Genomic DNA, 18124 nt, shown 5'->3' with positions numbered 1-18124 from the left:
TTCATTTTTCATTCTTTAATTCTTTTTCAGGCTATTAATCAATGCAATCAGATAACCCAACGCGATGAAGGCACCAGGAGCGAGTACGAACACCAGCATACCGTATTCTTCGGGAAGAATGGTCAGATTGAAGATTTTACCTGTACCCAGGAATTCGCGCATAGCCCCCAGCAGGGTAAGAGCCAGCGTAAAACCAAGTCCCATACCCAAACCATCAAAGAAAGAAGCCATCGGACTATTCTTGGCAGCAAACGCTTCCGCACGTCCCAATACAATACAGTTCACAACGATCAAGGGTATGAACAGACCCAATGTAGCATACAGAGCCGGAACATAAGCCTGCATCACCATCTGCAACAAAGTCACGAAAGAAGCGATTACTACAATAAAGGACGGGATACGTACCATATCAGGAATAAGGTTCTTGATAGCTGAAATTACCACGTTGGAACAAATAAGCACGAACATGGTAGCCAACCCCATACCCATACCATTGATGGCAGAGGAAGTGGTACCCAACGTAGGACACATACCAAGCAGGAGCACAAATGTAGGATTCTCTTTGATAATCCCGTTCATCATAACTTTAAAATTATTCATATCTTCTACTCCTTTCTTTTATTTAGCGCTGATAGAATCTGTAGCCTCAGTGGCTGCATTTTCAGCAGGTTCAACAACTTTTTGCGTAGCGCCCGTAGCAGCATCAGACACATTCTGACCGGCATAAGCGGCATAAGCGGCATTTACAGCATTCAGGAAAGCACGTGAGGTAATAGTAGAAGCGGTAATGGCATCTACCTGACCGCCATCTTTGCTCACAGACAGAGGAGCCTTACCCGGATTCATACCTTTGATGCTCCCTTTATTGCCTTCTTTAAACCAGTCGGCAGCTTTGGAACCCAATCCCGGGGTTTCCACATGCGACAACAAGGAGTAATCTATAATGTTTCCTTCCGCATCAAAGCCTACCAGCACTTTCAGCTCACCACCGAATCCCATTGCACCGGCTTCTACGGCAGCACCGATAAACTGGCCGCCTTTCGTAGCGGGATAAACGGCATAATCTACATCATTCACCGTCTGCATCTTCTTTTCTGCAATCGGGTCATTATCAAAACCGGGAACCACCGCACTGACAGCATCGCTCAATGTCTTTGCATTGGCCTGTGCAATAGGTTCCTTAGTCAGTTCATTCACATACGCCAGCAATGCCACGGATATAGCAGTAACGCCCGTGAGTACCAGCAACATATTCTTCAAGGATGATTCTAACTTTTTCATTTCTTCTTCGCTACCTCCCCAAAGCGTTTAGGTTTACAATATGTATTAATCAGCGGAGTGAAGGCATTCATAATCAGAATAGCAAACGACATACCTTCGGGATAAGCACCGAACAGACGGATAATCACTGTCAGCAGACCGATACAAACACCATAGATCAGCATACCTTTCTTACTCATCGGAGAAGTAACATAATCCGTAGCCATAAAGACAGCACCCAGCATCAGACCACCCGTAAGCAACTGAAGCACCGGAGAAACATAAAGTTCCGGATCTACCAGGTGCATAATGCCGGAGAATACGAATACCGTAGCCAAAATGGACACAGGAATATGCCAAGTGATGATTTTCTTCCAGAGCATATAAGCCAATCCGAGCAACAGGGCCAATGCACTTACTTCACCGAGACAACCGCCATTGTTTCCAATCAGCAAATCAAAAGAAGACGGCAGGTCTTTCAAAGCCTCTATATTACCACCCGCAATCTGCTTCATCAGATTGAGCGGTGTAGCAGCCGTCGTTGCATCCGTGTAGGAAGTCAGCTGTCCTACAACCGGCCAACTCGTCATCTGCACCGGGAAAGAAAGCAACAGGAACACACGGCCTGCCAATGCAGGATTGAACGGGTTACAGCCCAATCCACCGAAAGACATTTTACCTACACCGATAGCGAACAACGCACCCAGAATAATAATCCAGATGGGCAGGTTGGAAGGTAAGTTGAATGCCAGCAACACACCTGTGATTATGGCGGAACCGTCGCAAATGGTGGTAGTTTCTTTCTTCATAAGGAATTTGCCAATAGCCCATTCGAAGAACAAACAGGCAGCCACAGAAGTAGCCGTGACAATCAGCGCACCCAGTCCGAAGAAATAGAGTGATACAAGAAATGCAGGAATCAACGCGATGAGCACGCCATACATATTCTTCTTCACGCTGTCGCCACCATGAACATGGGGCGAAAGTGATATTACTAATTTATTTTCCATACTTCGTTATTTTTTAGCTTGACGTGCACGGATGATTGCTCCTACCTTACCTTTACCCAGACGACAGTAGTCCAGCAACGGACGGTTGGCAGGACAGGTGAACTGGCAAGAACCGCACTCGATACAATCCATAATTCTTTCTTTCTCCATTCTCTCGAATTCTGTGTGTTCGGCAAGTGCCGACAGCAGATAAGGCTCCAGCCCCATCGGACAAGCGCCTACACATTTTGCACAACGGATGCAAGGTTGAACTTCACCGCGCTTAGCCTCTTTCTGATTCATAATCAGAATACCGGAACTACCTTTGGCAGTCGGGACATCCGTATTCACCAATGCTTTACCCATCATCGGACCACCACCGATAATCTTACCGGTATCTTCGGGCAAACCACCACAAGCGTCAATCAGCTGCTTCATCGGCGTTCCGATACGTGCCAGGAAGTTGGAAGGTTTTGCCACTGATTTACCAGTCACTGTAATCACACGCTCAAACAATGGCTTATTTTTCTGTACAGCCTGATAGACAGCAAATGCAGTACCTACATTCTGTACCACTGCACCCGTAGAGATGGGCAGTGCGCCACTTCCCACCTGACGGTTGGTAATAGCATCAATCAACTGCTTTTCACCTCCTTGCGGATATTGCACTTTCAAAGCTACCACCTCGATGCCTGCATAGCTGGATGCCACTTTCGTCATCAACTGGATAGCATCGGGCTTATTATTTTCGATACCGATAAATGCTTTATTCACCTTTACTGCTTTCATCAGGATGGATACGCCCACCATAATTTCTTCAGCGTGCTCCAGCATCAACTGGTGGTCGGCAGTCAGATAAGGCTCGCACTCCACGGCATTGATAATGACACACTCAGCCTTGAATGCAGGCGGCGGACAGAGCTTCACCTGAGTAGGGAAACATGCACCACCCAAGCCCACGATACCGGCATCGGCAATCTTTTTCACTATTTCTTCTGAGGTAAGGGTACATTCCTTCACCAATGTTTCAGTGCGGTCAATGCTTTCTTCCCATTCATCACCGTCTACATCAATAAAGATAGCAGGTTTCGGGTAGCCGCTGGCATCGATAATCGTATCGATCTTAGCAACCTTGCCGCTGACAGACGAGTGGATGGCTGCGGATACGAAACCACCGGGTTCGGCAATCTTTGTGCCGACTTTCACCACATCTCCTTTAGCCACAACCGGTTTTGCAGGCGCACCAATGTGCTGTCCCAGCAGAATCACAGCTTTGGCAGGAACTTCCGCCTTAATGATGGGCTGATGTGCTGAAAGTTTATTTTCGTGTGGATGAACACCACCGATTGAAAATGTCTTCAACATACAATTCTGTATTTTAGTCGTTTATTACTTCTTGATTATTATGCCTCTGCCTTAGGAGTCTCAGTTTTCACAGTAGCAGCGACTTTGGGAGCAGCAGCCGTTTCGGCAGCCTCCGCCTTCGGTTTACGCGGCGGGAAATTGAGTGCGATAATAGTGTTCTGCGGACAAGCTTCTTCGCACTTACGACATGATTTACATTTATTCGGGTCGATATAAGCCAGATTATTTTCCAGCGTAATAGCCTCGAACGGACAAACTTTCACACACTTGCCACAACCGATACAAGCGACCGTACAAGCCTTACGTGCTACACCGCCTTTATCTTTGTTTACACACTGCACATAGACGCGGCGTGACTTCTTGCCTTGCGGACGAATTTCAATGATACTCTTCGGACAGGCTTTGACGCAGGCACCACAAGCCGTACACTTAGCTTCATCCACTTCCGGAAGCCCTGTTTCGGGATTCATGTGGATAGCATCGAACTGGCAGGCTTCTACACAGTCGCCACAGCCCAGACATCCAAAACTACAACCTGTTTCACCCCCATAAAGAGAAGCTGCAATAGCACAACTCTTCGCACCGTCGTAACTATTCGTACGGGGACGATTGGCGCAGGTTCCATTACATCTCACCACTGCAACCATCGGTTCGGCAGCAGCAGCATCCAAACCAAGGATCTCAGCAATCTTCGTCATAACGGGTTGTCCACCCACCGGACAGAACTTGCCATCCAGCGAACCTGCCTTTACACAAGCATCGGCAAAACCGCTACAACCCGGATAACCACATCCACCGCAATTTGCTTGAGGCAACACTTCTCCTACCTGTGCAATTCGCGGGTCTTCATACACGGCGAATTTCTTGGAAGCTACATAAAGAATAGCAGCCGAAACCAGCGCTATGGCTCCCAATGAAATCACTGCAATCAGAATTACATTCATAAGTTAGTTATTTATTTAATTATTTGTTTTAATGTATCAATAGTTAGTCTATCGGCTTTATGGAGAAAGAGAATTTCTTTCCCATGCGTGTTCTATTCAGCCATAATATATAATAATAAGGTATAAGGAGCGCCAACGAACAAAGCGCAGAGCGAAGTTCGTCATTCCAGACAGCCATAAATATAAAGAGGGAAATAACCAAAATACAGAAAGGTACAATAAAAGCCAGCAGCACCGCTATCATTCCCATAGAGAGTTCTCCGAAAACAATCACCCGGTCTCCGGGCTGATAGGAAGACGCATCACCGGTGGTTACGTCGATTAATTTTTCTTTGGTATCAGCTGATGCGCAATGCCCCTTAGCGCTACATGCCGCACAAGCTGACGTCTGGACAATTCTCACCTTCACATGAGAACCGTTTATGTTTTCCACAATACCTTGATGTTTTATAATATCTGCCATTTTGCAAACTGTGCATTACAAATTGCGGCAAATTTACGCATTATTTGCGAACTGCAAGGCATTCGCCTGTTTTTTTATGTGTACGCTAACGCACTTTTTCCCGTTTTAACTATTTTTCTTCGCTTTTTTAATGAAAAAACCGGGAAAAGCTGTTTTTAAACACAGATTAATATATCACTTTGCACCACCAATTAAAGCATAATGAAGAATCTGTCCTTATATATTAATAAGGAGTGAAACCTTAGACAAGCGCAAAATGACAAAATGATATTATACAAATAAGGCTGCTCCCGTAAAGAAGCAGCCTTATTTGCATTTATATCAGATTATATGATTACCATTTGTAATTGATACCGAAACTCAGCAACTCTTTTACCTGGAAATGACTACTACCCGTAGTCGGCTTGCTGCTGTCATCAAAACGGGCATGGATATAGAGTTTAGTTGAAAGATAACGGTTAAGCACAAAATTGAAAGTATTTTCCCACTCGATACGCACCCATTCATAACTGGTCACATAATCCAAACGGGAATCTAATGTAATGGAAGGAATAATCTGCCAGAACAGAGTCGGCTGCACTTGCGAACCGAAGTTATGGCGTACAGTCTTGCCTTCTTCCAAACCAAAATCAACCTCATTTACTTCTTTATTGCCCACATAGCGCATAGTCCACGTCAACGGAGCAATGAAAACAGATAAATTAAACTTCTTCTTTTTCAGTTTATAGTCCATACCGATACTGGCCGACCAATCAGCCGGAGCCAAGAAAGCTGATACCAACGGCTCTTTATTGGCTTTATAACCATGACAGAACTGAGTCTTGAACTCAGTTGAAATGGTATAATACCAATTAGACGCAGCCTGAACACCTAACTTACTATACAAACGGAATTGGTCCGTATTTACCAAATAATCATGGAATTCATCCGAAGGTGCAGATGAAAAGCCTAACTTCGCATCCAGCAAATTCTCCCATTGTATCTTTTCCCTATCATTATAATTGGCAAACAACTGCAAGTTCGCCAGGACAGAATTTGTGCTCTCGCCACCCTTATACCAGTTATCAGAAATATAGTTCTGGGTGATCTGCAAAGAACCGCTTCCACCCGTTACCCACCAGTTGGGCTTACGGATGACCACTTCCACATCCTCTTTCACATTCGCCATGCTTTCCTGCGAGAACAGTTTTATCACAGAAGGTTTGGAAGAGACTTCTTTCTCGATATTATCTTTGAAGACTTTCACCTGCATAATCTCATCCTCCCACGCTACAATATTACGCGGATCCTCATTCACATAAAGGTAGAGCAACGCGCGGTCTACCGTTTCATTGGCACGCTTCTTCGAAGTGAAAGGCTTTTCATCAAAAGGCAAAAGTTCCTTTGCCGGAGATTTAACCGTATCTGAAGGCTGAAACTTCCATTTCAATGTAGAAATGCTCTCCATTGGAGAATTATAATAAGTCAACGGGATGAACAAACGATAATAATTAGGATTCTCTGCGATATAACGCTCCGGAGTAGAAGGATCATTCAGATATTTCAATACTCCAAAGTATTTCTCATGCAACATGGAAACTGTGTCCAAATGCAGAGTATCACCTCCTGGTTTTAACTTTAAGACAAAATATTGCTTCATCAAGTCCGACAAGGTATCCGCTTGTACGGCAGCCGGTTCCCCAGCGGCTTTCAAGACAGGCTTCACCGAATTCTGCGCCATTACCGACGAAGAAAATAGTGCGGCAATAGCCCACAATGATAAGTATCTATTCTTCATAACGCCCTAAAATCTATGTTTTGAGTGCAAAAGTAAATTAAAATGTTTAGAAAACATAGAAAAGCAAAAGAAAAGAAATCAAGTTTTTTAAGAATTGTTTCGCTGAAACTTGATATACTTCCTCTTTTTTTTGTAATTTTGCGCTTTTTAAGTTTCACACGTAGTATAATTCAGATACACAAGTGTGTACATCAGACTAAGCAAAACAATAATATTAAAACAGTATAGCTGTGGGAGAAACAAAGTATATTTTCGTCACCGGTGGCGTTGCCTCTTCATTGGGTAAAGGTATCATCTCATCCTCCATCGGTAAATTGCTGCAAGCAAGAGGTTATAAAGTAACCATTCAGAAGTTTGACCCGTATATCAACATTGACCCGGGTACTCTGAACCCTTACGAACACGGAGAATGCTACGTGACCGTAGATGGTCATGAAGCCGACCTCGACTTAGGTCACTATGAACGTTTTCTGGGCATCCAGACAACCAAGGCCAACAACATCACGACCGGACGTATTTACAAAAGCGTTATCGACAAGGAACGCCGCGGTGATTATTTAGGTAAGACCATCCAGGTAATCCCTCACATCACGGACGAAATCAAACGGAACGTGAAGTTGCTGGGCAACAAATACAAATTCGATTTCGTAATTACGGAAATCGGCGGTACGGTGGGTGACATCGAGTCATTACCGTATCTGGAGAGTATCCGTCAGTTGAAATGGGAACTGGGACGTGACGCTTTATGTGTACACCTTACTTATGTACCCTACCTTGCTGCCGCCGGCGAATTGAAGACCAAGCCGACACAACACTCCGTAAAGGAACTGCAAAGTGCAGGTATCCAGCCGGATGTATTGGTTCTGCGCACGGAATACGAACTGAGCACCAACCTTCGCAAGAAAGTAGCATTATTCTGTAATGTGGATGAAAATGCAGTAGTACAGAGCATCGATGCTCCTACCATCTACGAAGTGCCCATCCTGATGCAGGCTCAGAAACTGGACGAAACAATCTTGAAGAAAATGGGATTGCCCGTAGGCGACACTCCGGGACTGGGTCCGTGGCGTGCTTTCCTCGAACGTCGTCATAAAGCAGAAGATACAGAACCTCTGCATATTGCATTAGTGGGCAAATATGACTTGCAGGATGCTTACAAGTCTATCCGCGAAGCCCTTTCACAAGCCGGTACTTATAACGACCGTAAAGTGTCCGTGGATTTTGTGAACAGTGAGAAGCTGACCGAAGACAACGTTGCCGAAGCATTAGAAGGTATGGCAGGTGTATTGATTGGCCCGGGATTCGGCGAACGTGGCATTGCCGGTAAATTCGTTGCCATCAAATATGCACGCACACACGATATTCCGACTTTCGGTATCTGTCTGGGTATGCAGTGTATTGCTATCGAATTTGCACGCAATGTGCTTGGATATGCTGACGCTGATTCACGCGAGATGAACGAGAAAACTCCGCACAATGTGATCGACATCATGGAAGAGCAGAAATCCATCACCAATATGGGTGGAACCATGCGTCTGGGAGCTTACGAATGTATCTTGCATAAAGGCAGCAAGGCATACGAGGCTTACGGGACAGAACACATTCAGGAACGTCACCGCCACCGCTATGAGTTCAATAACCAATATAAAGCTGAATATGAGGCTGCCGGCATGAAATGCGTAGGTATCAATCCGGAATCCGACTTGGTGGAAATCGTAGAAATACCGAAACTGAAATGGTTCATCGGAACACAGTTCCATCCCGAATACAGCAGTACGGTATTGAAACCACACCCGTTGTTTGTAGCATTCATCAAAGCATCTGTCGAAAGTTTCGAAGAAAAGGAAAAAGCAAAGAAATAAGATTATTTCAATAATTATAAAATTGTAAATTAGAAATTATTCATGGATAAAAACACCATTACAGGTCTTGTTTTAATAGCAATTTTGTTAGTCGGCTTCAGTTTTCTGAGTCGCCCCAGCAAAGAGCAATTGGAAGCACAACAGCGATATTATGATTCCATTGCGCTGGTACAGCAACGTGAAGAGGCACTGAAAGCCAAAGCGGATGCAGCATTGGCAAATGAAAAAGATGTGGAAACAGTGGATTCCACTTCACTCTTCTTCAATGCCCGCCAAGGAACAGACTCGCTGATTACCATTCAGAACGATGTGGCCGAGTTAACCCTCAGCACCAAAGGCGGCTCCATATTCTCCGCTGTATTGAAAGAGTATATGGAACAGGACAAGAAGACTCCTGTAACCTTATTCACCGGAAACGATGTTTCCATGAATTTCCTTTTCTATAATAAGAAGGAAACCATACAGACAAAGGACTATTACTTCACCGCAGTACACCGTACAGACAGCACCGTAACGATGCGTCTGGTGGCCGACAGTGCAAGTTATATAGACTTCAAGTATGCATTGCATCCCAACACTTACCTGGTAGACTTCAGCATTGAAGCTAAAGGCATGGCAGATAAGCTGGCGGCAAGCAACAACTACGTCGATATCGAATGGGCACAACGCGCCCGCCAGATCGAGAAAGGTTATGTATATGAGAACCGCTTGTCTGAATTGACTTATAAGTTCTTAGGAGATGGTACGGACTATTTGTCAGCCAACAAAGATGATGAAAAAGAAGTGCCCGAACGCCTGGACTGGATCGCATTCAAGAACCAGTTCTTCTCTTCGGTATTCATTGCGGATGCCGACTTTGAGAAAACAAAGTTAGTCTCTAAAATGGAACGGGAAGGCAGCGGATACATCAAGGACTACTCTGCTGAAATGAGCACCACTTTCGACCCGACCGGCCAGAAAGCAACGCAAATGTTCTTCTACTTTGGTCCGAACCATTACAAGACGCTGACCGCACTGGATAAGGGACGCGAAGAAAAATGGGAACTGAACCGCTTGGTTTACCTGGGTTGGCCGTTGATTCGCTGGGTCAACAAATGGTTTACCATCAACATCTTCGACTGGTTGTCCGGCTGGGGTTTAAGCATGGGTATAGTACTGTTGCTGATGACATTGATTGTAAAAGCAGTCGTATTCCCCGCCACCTGGAAAACGTATATATCTTCTGCCAAGATGCGTGTGTTGAAACCGAAAATAGACGAAATCAACAAGAAGTACCCCAAGCAGGAAGATGCGATGAAGAAACAGCAGGAGGTTATGGGACTGTACAGCCAGTATGGTGTAAGCCCGATGGGCGGTTGCTTGCCGATGTTGGTGCAATTCCCGGTTCTGATTGCATTGTTCATGTTCGTGCCGAGTGCTATTGAGTTGCGTCAGCAAAGCTTCTTGTGGGCCGATGACCTCTCGACATACGATGCTTTCATCAACTTCCCGTTCAATATTCCGTTTCTGGGCAGCCACTTGAGTTTGTTCTGTCTGCTGATGACGGTTGTGAATATTCTGAACTCAAAGTTTATGATGCAGCAACAGGACACCGGTGCTAACCCGCAAATGGCAGCAATGAAGTGGATGACGTATCTCATGCCCGTCATGATGTTGTTCATATTGAACAGCTATCCGTCAGGCTTGAACTATTACTACTTCATATCGACATTGATTAGTGTGGTGACTACTCTCATTCTGCGCAAAACTACGAATGAAGAGAAGCTCCTTGCCCAATTGGAAGCACGAAAGAAAGATCCGAAGAAAGCTAAGAAAACCGGCTTTGCCGCCCGCCTGGAGGCAATGCAGAAACAACAGGAACAGTTGTTGAAAGAGAGACAGAATAAAAAGTAAGTCTCCGCTTTTCATCACTTGATAATAGAAGCCGGGCAATTGATGTAATTGTCCGGCTTTCTTTCTCTTATAACTACTATAACTATACTAAAACTATACTAAAAAATGAAGACTAAATATACATACAAACAGATATGGATGATAGCCTATCCCATCCTCATCAGTCTGCTGATGGAGCAAATGATAGGTATGACAGACACCGCTTTCCTGGGACGGGTAGGCGAAGTGGAATTAGGAGCTTCCGCCATTGCCGGTGTCTTCTACATGGTAATATTCATGGCTGCTTTCGGTTTCAGTATCGGAGCACAGATACTCATTGCACGGCGCAACGGTGAACACCAGTACAAAGAAATCGGAAACCTGTTTTATCAGGGTATCTATTTCCAGGTAGGATTGGCGGCGGTCATGTTCTTCCTCTCCTACTTCCTGTCTCCGCTGATTCTGAAACGCATTGTGGCTTCGGAACACATTTACGAAGCAGCCATCAGTTACCTGAACTGGCGTGTATTCGGCGCGTTCTTCTCGTTCAGCGGAGTCATGTTCCGTGCGTTCTTCCTGGGAACCACGCAGACAAAGACACTGACGCTGAACTCCATAGTAATGGTATTGAGCAATGTGGTATTCAACTACATTCTCATCTTCGGAAAATTCGGTTTTCCGGCTCTCGGCATTGCCGGTGCGGCTATCGGTTCATCCCTTGCCGAACTGGTTTCCCTGGTGTTCTTCATCCTCTACACCCGCAGCCGCATAGACTGTCGTAAGTACGGACTCGACCGCATACCTAAATTCTGCAGTGAAGTATTGAAACGAATATTGAACGTTTCCTTCTGGACTATGATACAGAACGTCATTTCACTGTCCACCTGGTTCCTGTTCTTCCTCTATGTGGAACACTTGGGAGAACGGTCGCTTGCCGTTACAAACATCGTCCGGAGTGTATCCGGCATATTGTTCATGGTGATGATGGCATTCGCATCTACTTGCGGTTCACTGGTCAGCAATCTCATCGGTGCAGGTGAAAAAGACTGCGTAGCGGGAACCATCCGGCAACATATACGCATCGCCTATGTATTTGTGCTGCCGCTGGCATTGCTATTCTCGTTATTTCCCAAAGTAGTGCTTGGCATCTATACAGATATGCCGGACTTGCAGGATGCAGCGGTACATTCACTTTGGGTGATGTGCTCCGCATACTTGTTCCTTGTGCCCGCCAATGTTTACTTCCAGTCAGTGTCAGGAACTGGAAATACACGTACAGCACTGGTGATGGAATTGGCGACACTGGTGATCTATGTAGCTTATATCACCTATACCATCCTTTACTTACGCCTGGATGTAGCTTTGTGCTGGACATCTGAAATGGTTTACTCCATTTTTATCCTGCTATTCTGCTGGTGGTATATAAAAGGAGGACAATGGCAAGAGAAACGTATATAATTTGTATATTTGCTGCAAATAACCGTAACGAACAACATATATGAAACAAGTAAATTTATTGCTTATGTCAGCAGCTATGACATTGGCTGCCTGCGGCGGGACAAAGGACGCAGGGCAAGCCGAAGCACCGCTTATCGAGCGGTCGGACATCCAGATTGAAGGCAAGCGCATGACTCCCGAAGCCCTTTGGGCTATGGGACGCATCGGTGGCGTTGCCGTATCACCCGACGAAAAGCAAATTGCTTACACGGTAGCTTATTACAGCGTACCGGAGAACAAAAGTAACCGCGAGGTTTTCGTAATGAACGCAGATGGAACAGCGAACAAACAAATCACTCGTACCCCCTGGCAGGAAAACGAAGTGACCTGGATAAAGGGTGGTACCAAGCTGGCATTCCTCTCTAACGAAAGCGGCAGCAGCCAACTATGGGAAATGAATCCTGACGGCAGCGGACGCAAACAGTTGACGCAATATGACGGTGACATCGAAGGTTATTCTTTCTCCCCCGACGGCAAGAAGTTGCTTTTCATAGCACAGGTGCAGACCAAACAAAGCACTGCCGAGAAATATCCCGACCTGCCGAAAGCGACGGGTATCATCGTCACCGACCTGATGTATAAGCATTGGGATGAATGGGTGACCGGTGCCCCGCACCCTTTTGTGGCGGATTTTGATGGAAACGGTATCAACAATATAAAGGATATACTGGAAGGCGAACCTTACGAAAGCCCAATGAGACCTTGGGGTGGCATCGAGCAACTGGCATGGAGTCCTGCCGGAGATAAAGTGGCTTATACCTGCCGCAAGAAGACCGGTCTGGCATACGCCATCTCCACCAACTCGGATATTTATATCTACGACCTTGCAACCAAGAAGACAGACAATATCACCGAAGAAAACAAAGGCTATGACACGAATCCCCAGTACTCTCCCGATGGTAAATACATTGCCTGGCAGAGCATGGAACGTGACGGTTATGAAGCTGACCTGAACCGCCTCTTCATCATGAATCTGGAAACAGGTGAGAAACGTTTCGTCAGCAAGGAATTTGAATCGAACGTAGATGGTTTCTTGTGGAATAGAGACTCTAAGAATATTTATTTCATCGGTGTCTGGCATGGTGAAACACAGATTTACAATGTCGATCTTGCTGCCAACGATAAGGTTACGCAGTTGACAGACGGTATGTATGACTATGCTTCCCTCGCCCTCGCGGGAGATAAAGTAATCGCTTTACGCCACTCCATGAGTATGGGTGATGAAATCTATGCCGTATCTGCCACCCGCAACGGTGACGCTTTTGCCGAAGCAAAGCAACTGACCTTCGAAAACAAGCAGATTTACGACCAGTTGGAAATGGGTAAAGTAGAAGCCCGCTGGATGAAGACTACGGACGGCAAACAGATGCTGACATGGGTTATCTATCCGCCGCAGTTTGACCCGAATAAGAAATATCCTACCCTCCTGTTCTGTGAAGGTGGCCCGCAAAGCCCCGTAAGCCAGTTCTGGAGCTATCGCTGGAATTTCCAGATTATGGCTGCCAACGATTATATCATCGTAGCTCCCAACCGCCGCGGACTTCCGGGCTTCGGAGTGGAATGGAATGAGGCCATCAGTGGAGATTATGGTGGCCAGTGTATGAAAGATTACTTCACAGCGATTGATGAAATGGCGAAAGAGCCGTTTGTCGACAATGATCGTCTCGGTTGCGTAGGTGCCAGCTTCGGTGGCTTCTCCGTTTACTGGCTTGCCGGACATCATGATAAGCGCTTCAAAGCATTCATTGCACATGATGGCATCTTCAACATGGAAATGCAGTATCTGGAAACAGAAGAAAAATGGTTTGCCAACTGGGATATGGGCGGCGCATACTGGGAGAAACAAAATCCGGTGGCACAACGCACATTCGCCAATTCTCCACACCAGTTTGTAGACAAGTGGGACACACCTATCCTCTGCATTCATGGCGAAAAAGACTACCGCATCCTTGCCAACCAGGCAATGGCTGCTTTTGATGCCGCCGTAATGCGTGGTGTTCCTGCCGAATTGCTGATTTATCCGGATGAAAATCACTGGGTATTGAAACCTCAGAACGGCATCCTGTGGCAGCGCACATTCTTTGAATGGCTGGACAAGTGGTTGAAATAAAAAAACAGACGATTGAAGGCTCCTGAAACAGACCATCTGTTAGGGATAAACAGACCGTCTATTTGATACGAACAGACCATCTATTCGCAGTGAATAGATGGTCTGTTTTTTATCTCTGCATCAAACCCTGTAATTCAAGGCATAAACGTTGTTTTACTTCTTCCATCGGCACCTCCCGTTTCAGCTCCTGTTGCAGCGAAGTTACTCCTTTATCTATGAATCCGCAGGGGTTGATATAACTGAAATATCGTAAATCAGTATTCACATTCAGCGCCAACCCGTGCATAGTGACGAAGTGGCTGCTGCGCACACCAATAGCGCAAATCTTACGGGCACGGGGCGTATCACCTTCCAACCAGACACCTGTTGCTTTCGCCAGGCGACCCGCAGCGATACCATAAGAGGCACATACACGGATTACAGCCTCTTCAAGCAAGTGCACATATTCTTTCAGTCCCAACGAGAATTCTTCAAGATTCAGGATAGGATAACAAACCAGTTGTCCCGGACCGTGATAGGTAATATCCCCGCCCCGGTCTATGTGATAAAGCGTCGCTCCTATCCTTTGAAGCTGGTCCTCACCCAGCAGCATATTGCCTTCTTTACCGCTGCGGCCTAAGGTGTAGACATGCGGATGTTCGCACAAAATGATGTGATTCTCGTACTCCTGCCCCGCCTGTTTGGCACGGATAAGGGCATCAAAACATTCCGTTTGCCGGGTCCATGCCTCGGCATACGGAATGATATTCCAGTCTGTTATATTCAGTTTCATGCCGACAAAGTTAAGATTTTAGGGATAAAATCGTATATTTGCCAACAGCAAAATGAATAAAGATGAAACATAACTTCCCACAAGTAGATTTGCCAGTCGAAATGCTGGCATGGAGAGATGTAACAGAAGATATTCTGAATCTCTATCGCCAGTCATGCCGATTGAAGGCATGCATTTTTGCACTTTGCACAGAAGGGACGATCACGGCATCCATCAATCTGATGGAACACGAAATCAAAAAGAATGATCTGATCATTCTGATGCCGGGTACCATTATACAGCTTAATGAGCAAGTAGAAAAAGTACGGCTTTGCTTTGTAGGCTTCTCCTCTCACTGCGTCAATGGTATCAATCTGTTGCAAGCTACTATGGGATCGTTCTCTAAAATATGGGATAACCCGATTATCAGCGTCACAGATTTAGTAGCCTCCTATTTCGTAGATTATTTCGCACTGCTGACACGTATATCCATTTCCCACCCCACCGCTACCAGCACAGCAATGGCGCAAAGCTCACTCCACAGCATTCTGCTTGGAATTAATGCTCTTTATGCCAATCGCCCGCAAAGCATTCTTGCCAAAAGCCGCAAAGAGGAAATCTGCCAGAAATTCGTACAACTGGTTATTGAAAATTATATGACTGAGAGACGCGCTCAATTCTATGCCGACAAGCTGGGAATTTCATTGCAGCATCTCAGCACTACCGTAAAGCAAGTAACAGGAAGGAATGTACTCGAAATTATTTCGCATGTGGTGATTACGGACGTCAAAGCACGGCTGAAGTCCACTGATATGACTATTCAGGAAATAGCCTATTCACTGAACTTCCCCAGTGCCTCTTTCTTCGGAAAGTACTTTAAGAGGCACATGGGGATGAGTCCGTTGGAATATAGAAATAGCTAGTATCTTAAACGAAGACTGTTCAAGACTACCGATACACTGGAAAATGCCATAGCGGCACTTGCCAACATAGGATTCAGCAATAATCCGTTGATCGGATAAAGTAGTCCGGCAGCAATAGGAATACCTATCAGGTTGTAAATGAATGCCCAGAACAAATTCTGATGAATCAGGCGTACCGTCTGCCGGGAAAGGTTGAACGCTTTCGGCAACAGTAACAGATCCGAAGTCATAAGAGTGACCATCGCCACATCCATGGCAATATCCGTTCCTTTACCCATGGCAATACTGACATCGGCACAAGCCAAAGCCTGTGAATCGTTGATGCCATCACCTACCATAGCTACCGTTTTTCTCTGAAGTTGAAGCTGGCGTACAAACTCTTCCTTATCATCCGGCAAAGCATCGGCGATATACCGGATATTACCCAGTCGAGCGGCAACAGCGGAAGCGGTGCGTTCACCGTCTCCCGTCAGCATATAGACTTCAATGCCCTGATTGCGGAGTTCCTTGACGGCCTCAACAGAAGTCGCCTTTATCTGGTCCTTGATGGCAACAATCGCAAGAAGTTCGTTCTCACGTCCAAAGTAGACAATGCTGCAACCATCAGATTCGTATTGAGTCAACATTTCACCCAACACATCGGTAAGACCGGCGTGATAATCCTTCAGGAGTTTATGGCTGCCTGCCCAGTACTCAGTATGCTGATAGGATACTTTGATACCTTTACCGGTGATACTTTGAAAACCGTCCAAAGTGGCGGGAACGATTTGTTCCTCCTCCTGCAAAGCAGTGACAATGGCACCAGCCAGCGGATGCTCTGATTTGAGTTCGGCTGCCAGAAGCACATCTTTATAATGTTCTTCCTGCGGCTGCGCCCAAAGCCAGCCGGTTACGGTGGGATGGCCTTCGGTCAGTGTACCGGTCTTATCCAACACAACAACATTCACCTTCCGCATCTGTTCCAAAGCGACGGCATCTTTTATCAGGATATGGTGGTCGGCAGCCTTACCGATACCCACCATCAAAGCCGTAGGAGTAGCCAGTCCCAATGCGCAGGGACAGGCAATCACCAATACGGAGACTGCCGACAACATAGCATGAGAAAGCATATCTACACCCCCAAAGAACATCCAGATAAAGAATGTCAGAACGGACAGGCCTAAGACGACAGGAACAAAGATACCTGTAACCTTATCTACAATACGCTGCACGGGAGCCTTGCTGCCCTGCGCTTCCTGCACCATGCGGATGATACGCGCCAGCACCGTCTCCCCACCCACTTTCTCGGCACGGATAATGAACGATCCTTTCTGATTGATGGTTCCGGCCAACACATGCGAGCCAATCTTCTTTTCTACCGGAATAGGCTCACCGCTTATCATGCTTTCATCTACATAAGAGTCACCTTCAGTCAGAAAACCATCCACGGGGATTTGCTCGCCGGGGCGGACGCTCACCAGATCATCGATGTTCAATTGGTCCAAAGGTATATCCAGTTCTTTACCGTCGCGTACTACACGGGCTTTCTTAGGTTGCAAACCCATCAGTTTGCGGATAGCAGTGGAAGTATTTCCCTTCGCACGTTCCTCCATGAGTTTACCTGTCAAAACGAAGGCGATGATAACCACAGCAGCTTCGTAATAGACATGAGGCTCCAATCCACGGTTATACCAGAAACCGGGGAAGAAAGTATTAAAGACGCTGAATAGGAAAGCAATGGATGTACTTAGTGCCACCAGTGTATCCATATTGCTGCGTCCCAGACGTGCTTGTTTCCAGGCACCGGTATAGAACGGTGTACCGAACAATACCAGTACAGGAATAGCAAGTACCATCTGTATCTCGTTAGAATAAGGTACATGCATAAATACCATGGAAAGCAACAACAGGGGAACAGCAAAAATCCACGCTCCTATCACCCGCGTTTTCAGGCGGCGATAGCGTTTCTGTTGTTCTTCCTCCTGACGTTCTTCAACATGCTCTTCCTCAATAATGAGGTCGTAGCCCGCAGCCAGTACGGCAGCACGAATTTCTCCGGATGTCAGCTTATCCGTCTCATAAGAGACAGACAGTGTATTGGAAGCAAAGTTGACCGAAGCATCTGCAACGCCCACCAACTTGCGAACTGTCTTTTCTACGTTATTGGCGCATCCCGCACAATGCATGTTCAGCACGGGAAACGTCTGTTTCTTTAAATTACCCATATATATATTGTTTTTTTAGAAGTTCTGAAAACAACAGAACACAAATTACACGAATCACACAAATGCAGGTTTCGCTACAAGCGCGAAGGAGATTCGTATAATTCGCG

General features: G+C 46.0%; 14 protein-coding genes. 5 read left to right on the top strand and 9 right to left on the bottom strand.

The genetic code is table 11. The features are described 5' to 3' along the window. Nucleotides 1–15: 15 nt before the first annotated feature. The 7 genes from rsxE to BUC01_RS14595 form a co-directional block, all read right to left on the bottom strand. Entirely contained in the window at nt 16–600 is a 585-nt protein-coding gene (gene rsxE / locus BUC01_RS14625; protein WP_025833048.1) for an electron transport complex subunit RsxE, read from the bottom strand. A gap of 18 nt (nt 601–618) precedes the next feature. Further along, nucleotides 619–1281, bottom strand: coding sequence for an RnfABCDGE type electron transport complex subunit G (locus BUC01_RS14620; RefSeq protein ID WP_025833047.1), 663 nt, complete (start codon nt 1279–1281; stop codon nt 619–621). Continuing rightward, nucleotides 1278–2270: an RnfABCDGE type electron transport complex subunit D gene (locus BUC01_RS14615; protein ID WP_025833046.1), complete on the bottom strand. Its 993-nt coding sequence runs from the start codon at nt 2268–2270 to the stop codon at nt 1278–1280. Before BUC01_RS14615 ends, BUC01_RS14620 begins: the two co-directional genes overlap by 4 nt. A gap of 6 nt (nt 2271–2276) precedes the next feature. Further along, the gene (gene rsxC / locus BUC01_RS14610) at nt 2277–3614 is read right to left on the bottom strand and encodes an electron transport complex subunit RsxC (protein ID WP_025833045.1); all 1338 of its coding nucleotides are present in this window, start codon (nt 3612–3614) and stop codon (nt 2277–2279) included. A gap of 38 nt (nt 3615–3652) precedes the next feature. Continuing rightward, nucleotides 3653–4558: a Fe-S cluster domain-containing protein gene (locus BUC01_RS14605; protein WP_025833044.1), complete on the bottom strand. Its 906-nt coding sequence runs from the start codon at nt 4556–4558 to the stop codon at nt 3653–3655. 43 nt (nt 4559–4601) lie between these two features. Beyond that, nucleotides 4602–5021, bottom strand: a complete 420-nt coding sequence (locus BUC01_RS14600; RefSeq protein ID WP_025833043.1) for a SoxR reducing system RseC family protein — start codon at nt 5019–5021, stop codon at nt 4602–4604. 334 nt (nt 5022–5355) lie between these two features. Further along, nucleotides 5356–6798 (bottom strand): DUF3078 domain-containing protein, encoded by a 1443-nt coding sequence (locus tag BUC01_RS14595; protein ID WP_025833042.1) that lies wholly within the window; start codon nt 6796–6798, stop codon nt 5356–5358. A 230-nt stretch (nt 6799–7028) separates the two neighbouring features. Between BUC01_RS14595 and BUC01_RS14590 the strand changes: the two genes are divergently transcribed. The 4 genes from BUC01_RS14590 to BUC01_RS14575 all read left to right on the top strand — a co-directional run bounded on the left by BUC01_RS14590 (nt 7029) and on the right by BUC01_RS14575 (nt 14139). Further along, nucleotides 7029–8660, top strand: coding sequence for a CTP synthase (locus tag BUC01_RS14590; protein ID WP_025833029.1), 1632 nt, complete (start codon nt 7029–7031; stop codon nt 8658–8660). 42 nt (nt 8661–8702) lie between these two features. Continuing rightward, a complete protein-coding gene (yidC, locus tag BUC01_RS14585; protein ID WP_025833027.1) occupies nt 8703–10553 on the top strand; it encodes a membrane protein insertase YidC in 1851 nt (616 codons plus the stop codon). Between the two features lie 105 nt (nt 10554–10658). Further along, nucleotides 10659–11990 carry an MATE family efflux transporter gene (locus BUC01_RS14580; protein WP_025833025.1) on the top strand — a complete coding sequence of 444 codons (1332 nt, stop codon included), beginning with the start codon at nt 10659–10661 and terminating at the stop codon, nt 11988–11990. 40 nt (nt 11991–12030) lie between these two features. Further along, the gene (locus BUC01_RS14575; RefSeq protein WP_025833023.1) at nt 12031–14139 is read left to right on the top strand and encodes a dipeptidyl-peptidase Dpp5; all 2109 of its coding nucleotides are present in this window, start codon (nt 12031–12033) and stop codon (nt 14137–14139) included. 109 nt (nt 14140–14248) lie between these two features. Here the strand turns inward: BUC01_RS14575 and lipB are convergent, their stop codons facing one another. Then, entirely contained in the window at nt 14249–14911 is a 663-nt protein-coding gene (gene lipB / locus BUC01_RS14570; RefSeq protein ID WP_025833021.1) for a lipoyl(octanoyl) transferase LipB, read from the bottom strand. Between the two features lie 62 nt (nt 14912–14973). Between lipB and BUC01_RS14565 the strand changes: the two genes are divergently transcribed. After that, nucleotides 14974–15813: a helix-turn-helix domain-containing protein gene (locus BUC01_RS14565; RefSeq protein ID WP_025833019.1), complete on the top strand. Its 840-nt coding sequence runs from the start codon at nt 14974–14976 to the stop codon at nt 15811–15813. Here the strand turns inward: BUC01_RS14565 and BUC01_RS14560 are convergent. Then, complete coding sequence (locus BUC01_RS14560; RefSeq protein WP_073314063.1) at nt 15810–18017, bottom strand: heavy metal translocating P-type ATPase; 2208 nt, start codon at nt 18015–18017, stop codon at nt 15810–15812. The two genes, BUC01_RS14565 and BUC01_RS14560, sit on opposite strands and share 4 nt — an antisense overlap. Nucleotides 18018–18124: the final 107 nt, after the last annotated feature.

Source organism: Bacteroides stercorirosoris (genome assembly GCF_900142015.1).
GTDB classification, from domain to species: Bacteria; Bacteroidota; Bacteroidia; order Bacteroidales; family Bacteroidaceae; genus Bacteroides; species Bacteroides stercorirosoris.
The sequence above is the reverse complement of the archived record's forward strand: the minus strand, read 5'-3'. Positions and strand labels throughout refer to the sequence as shown.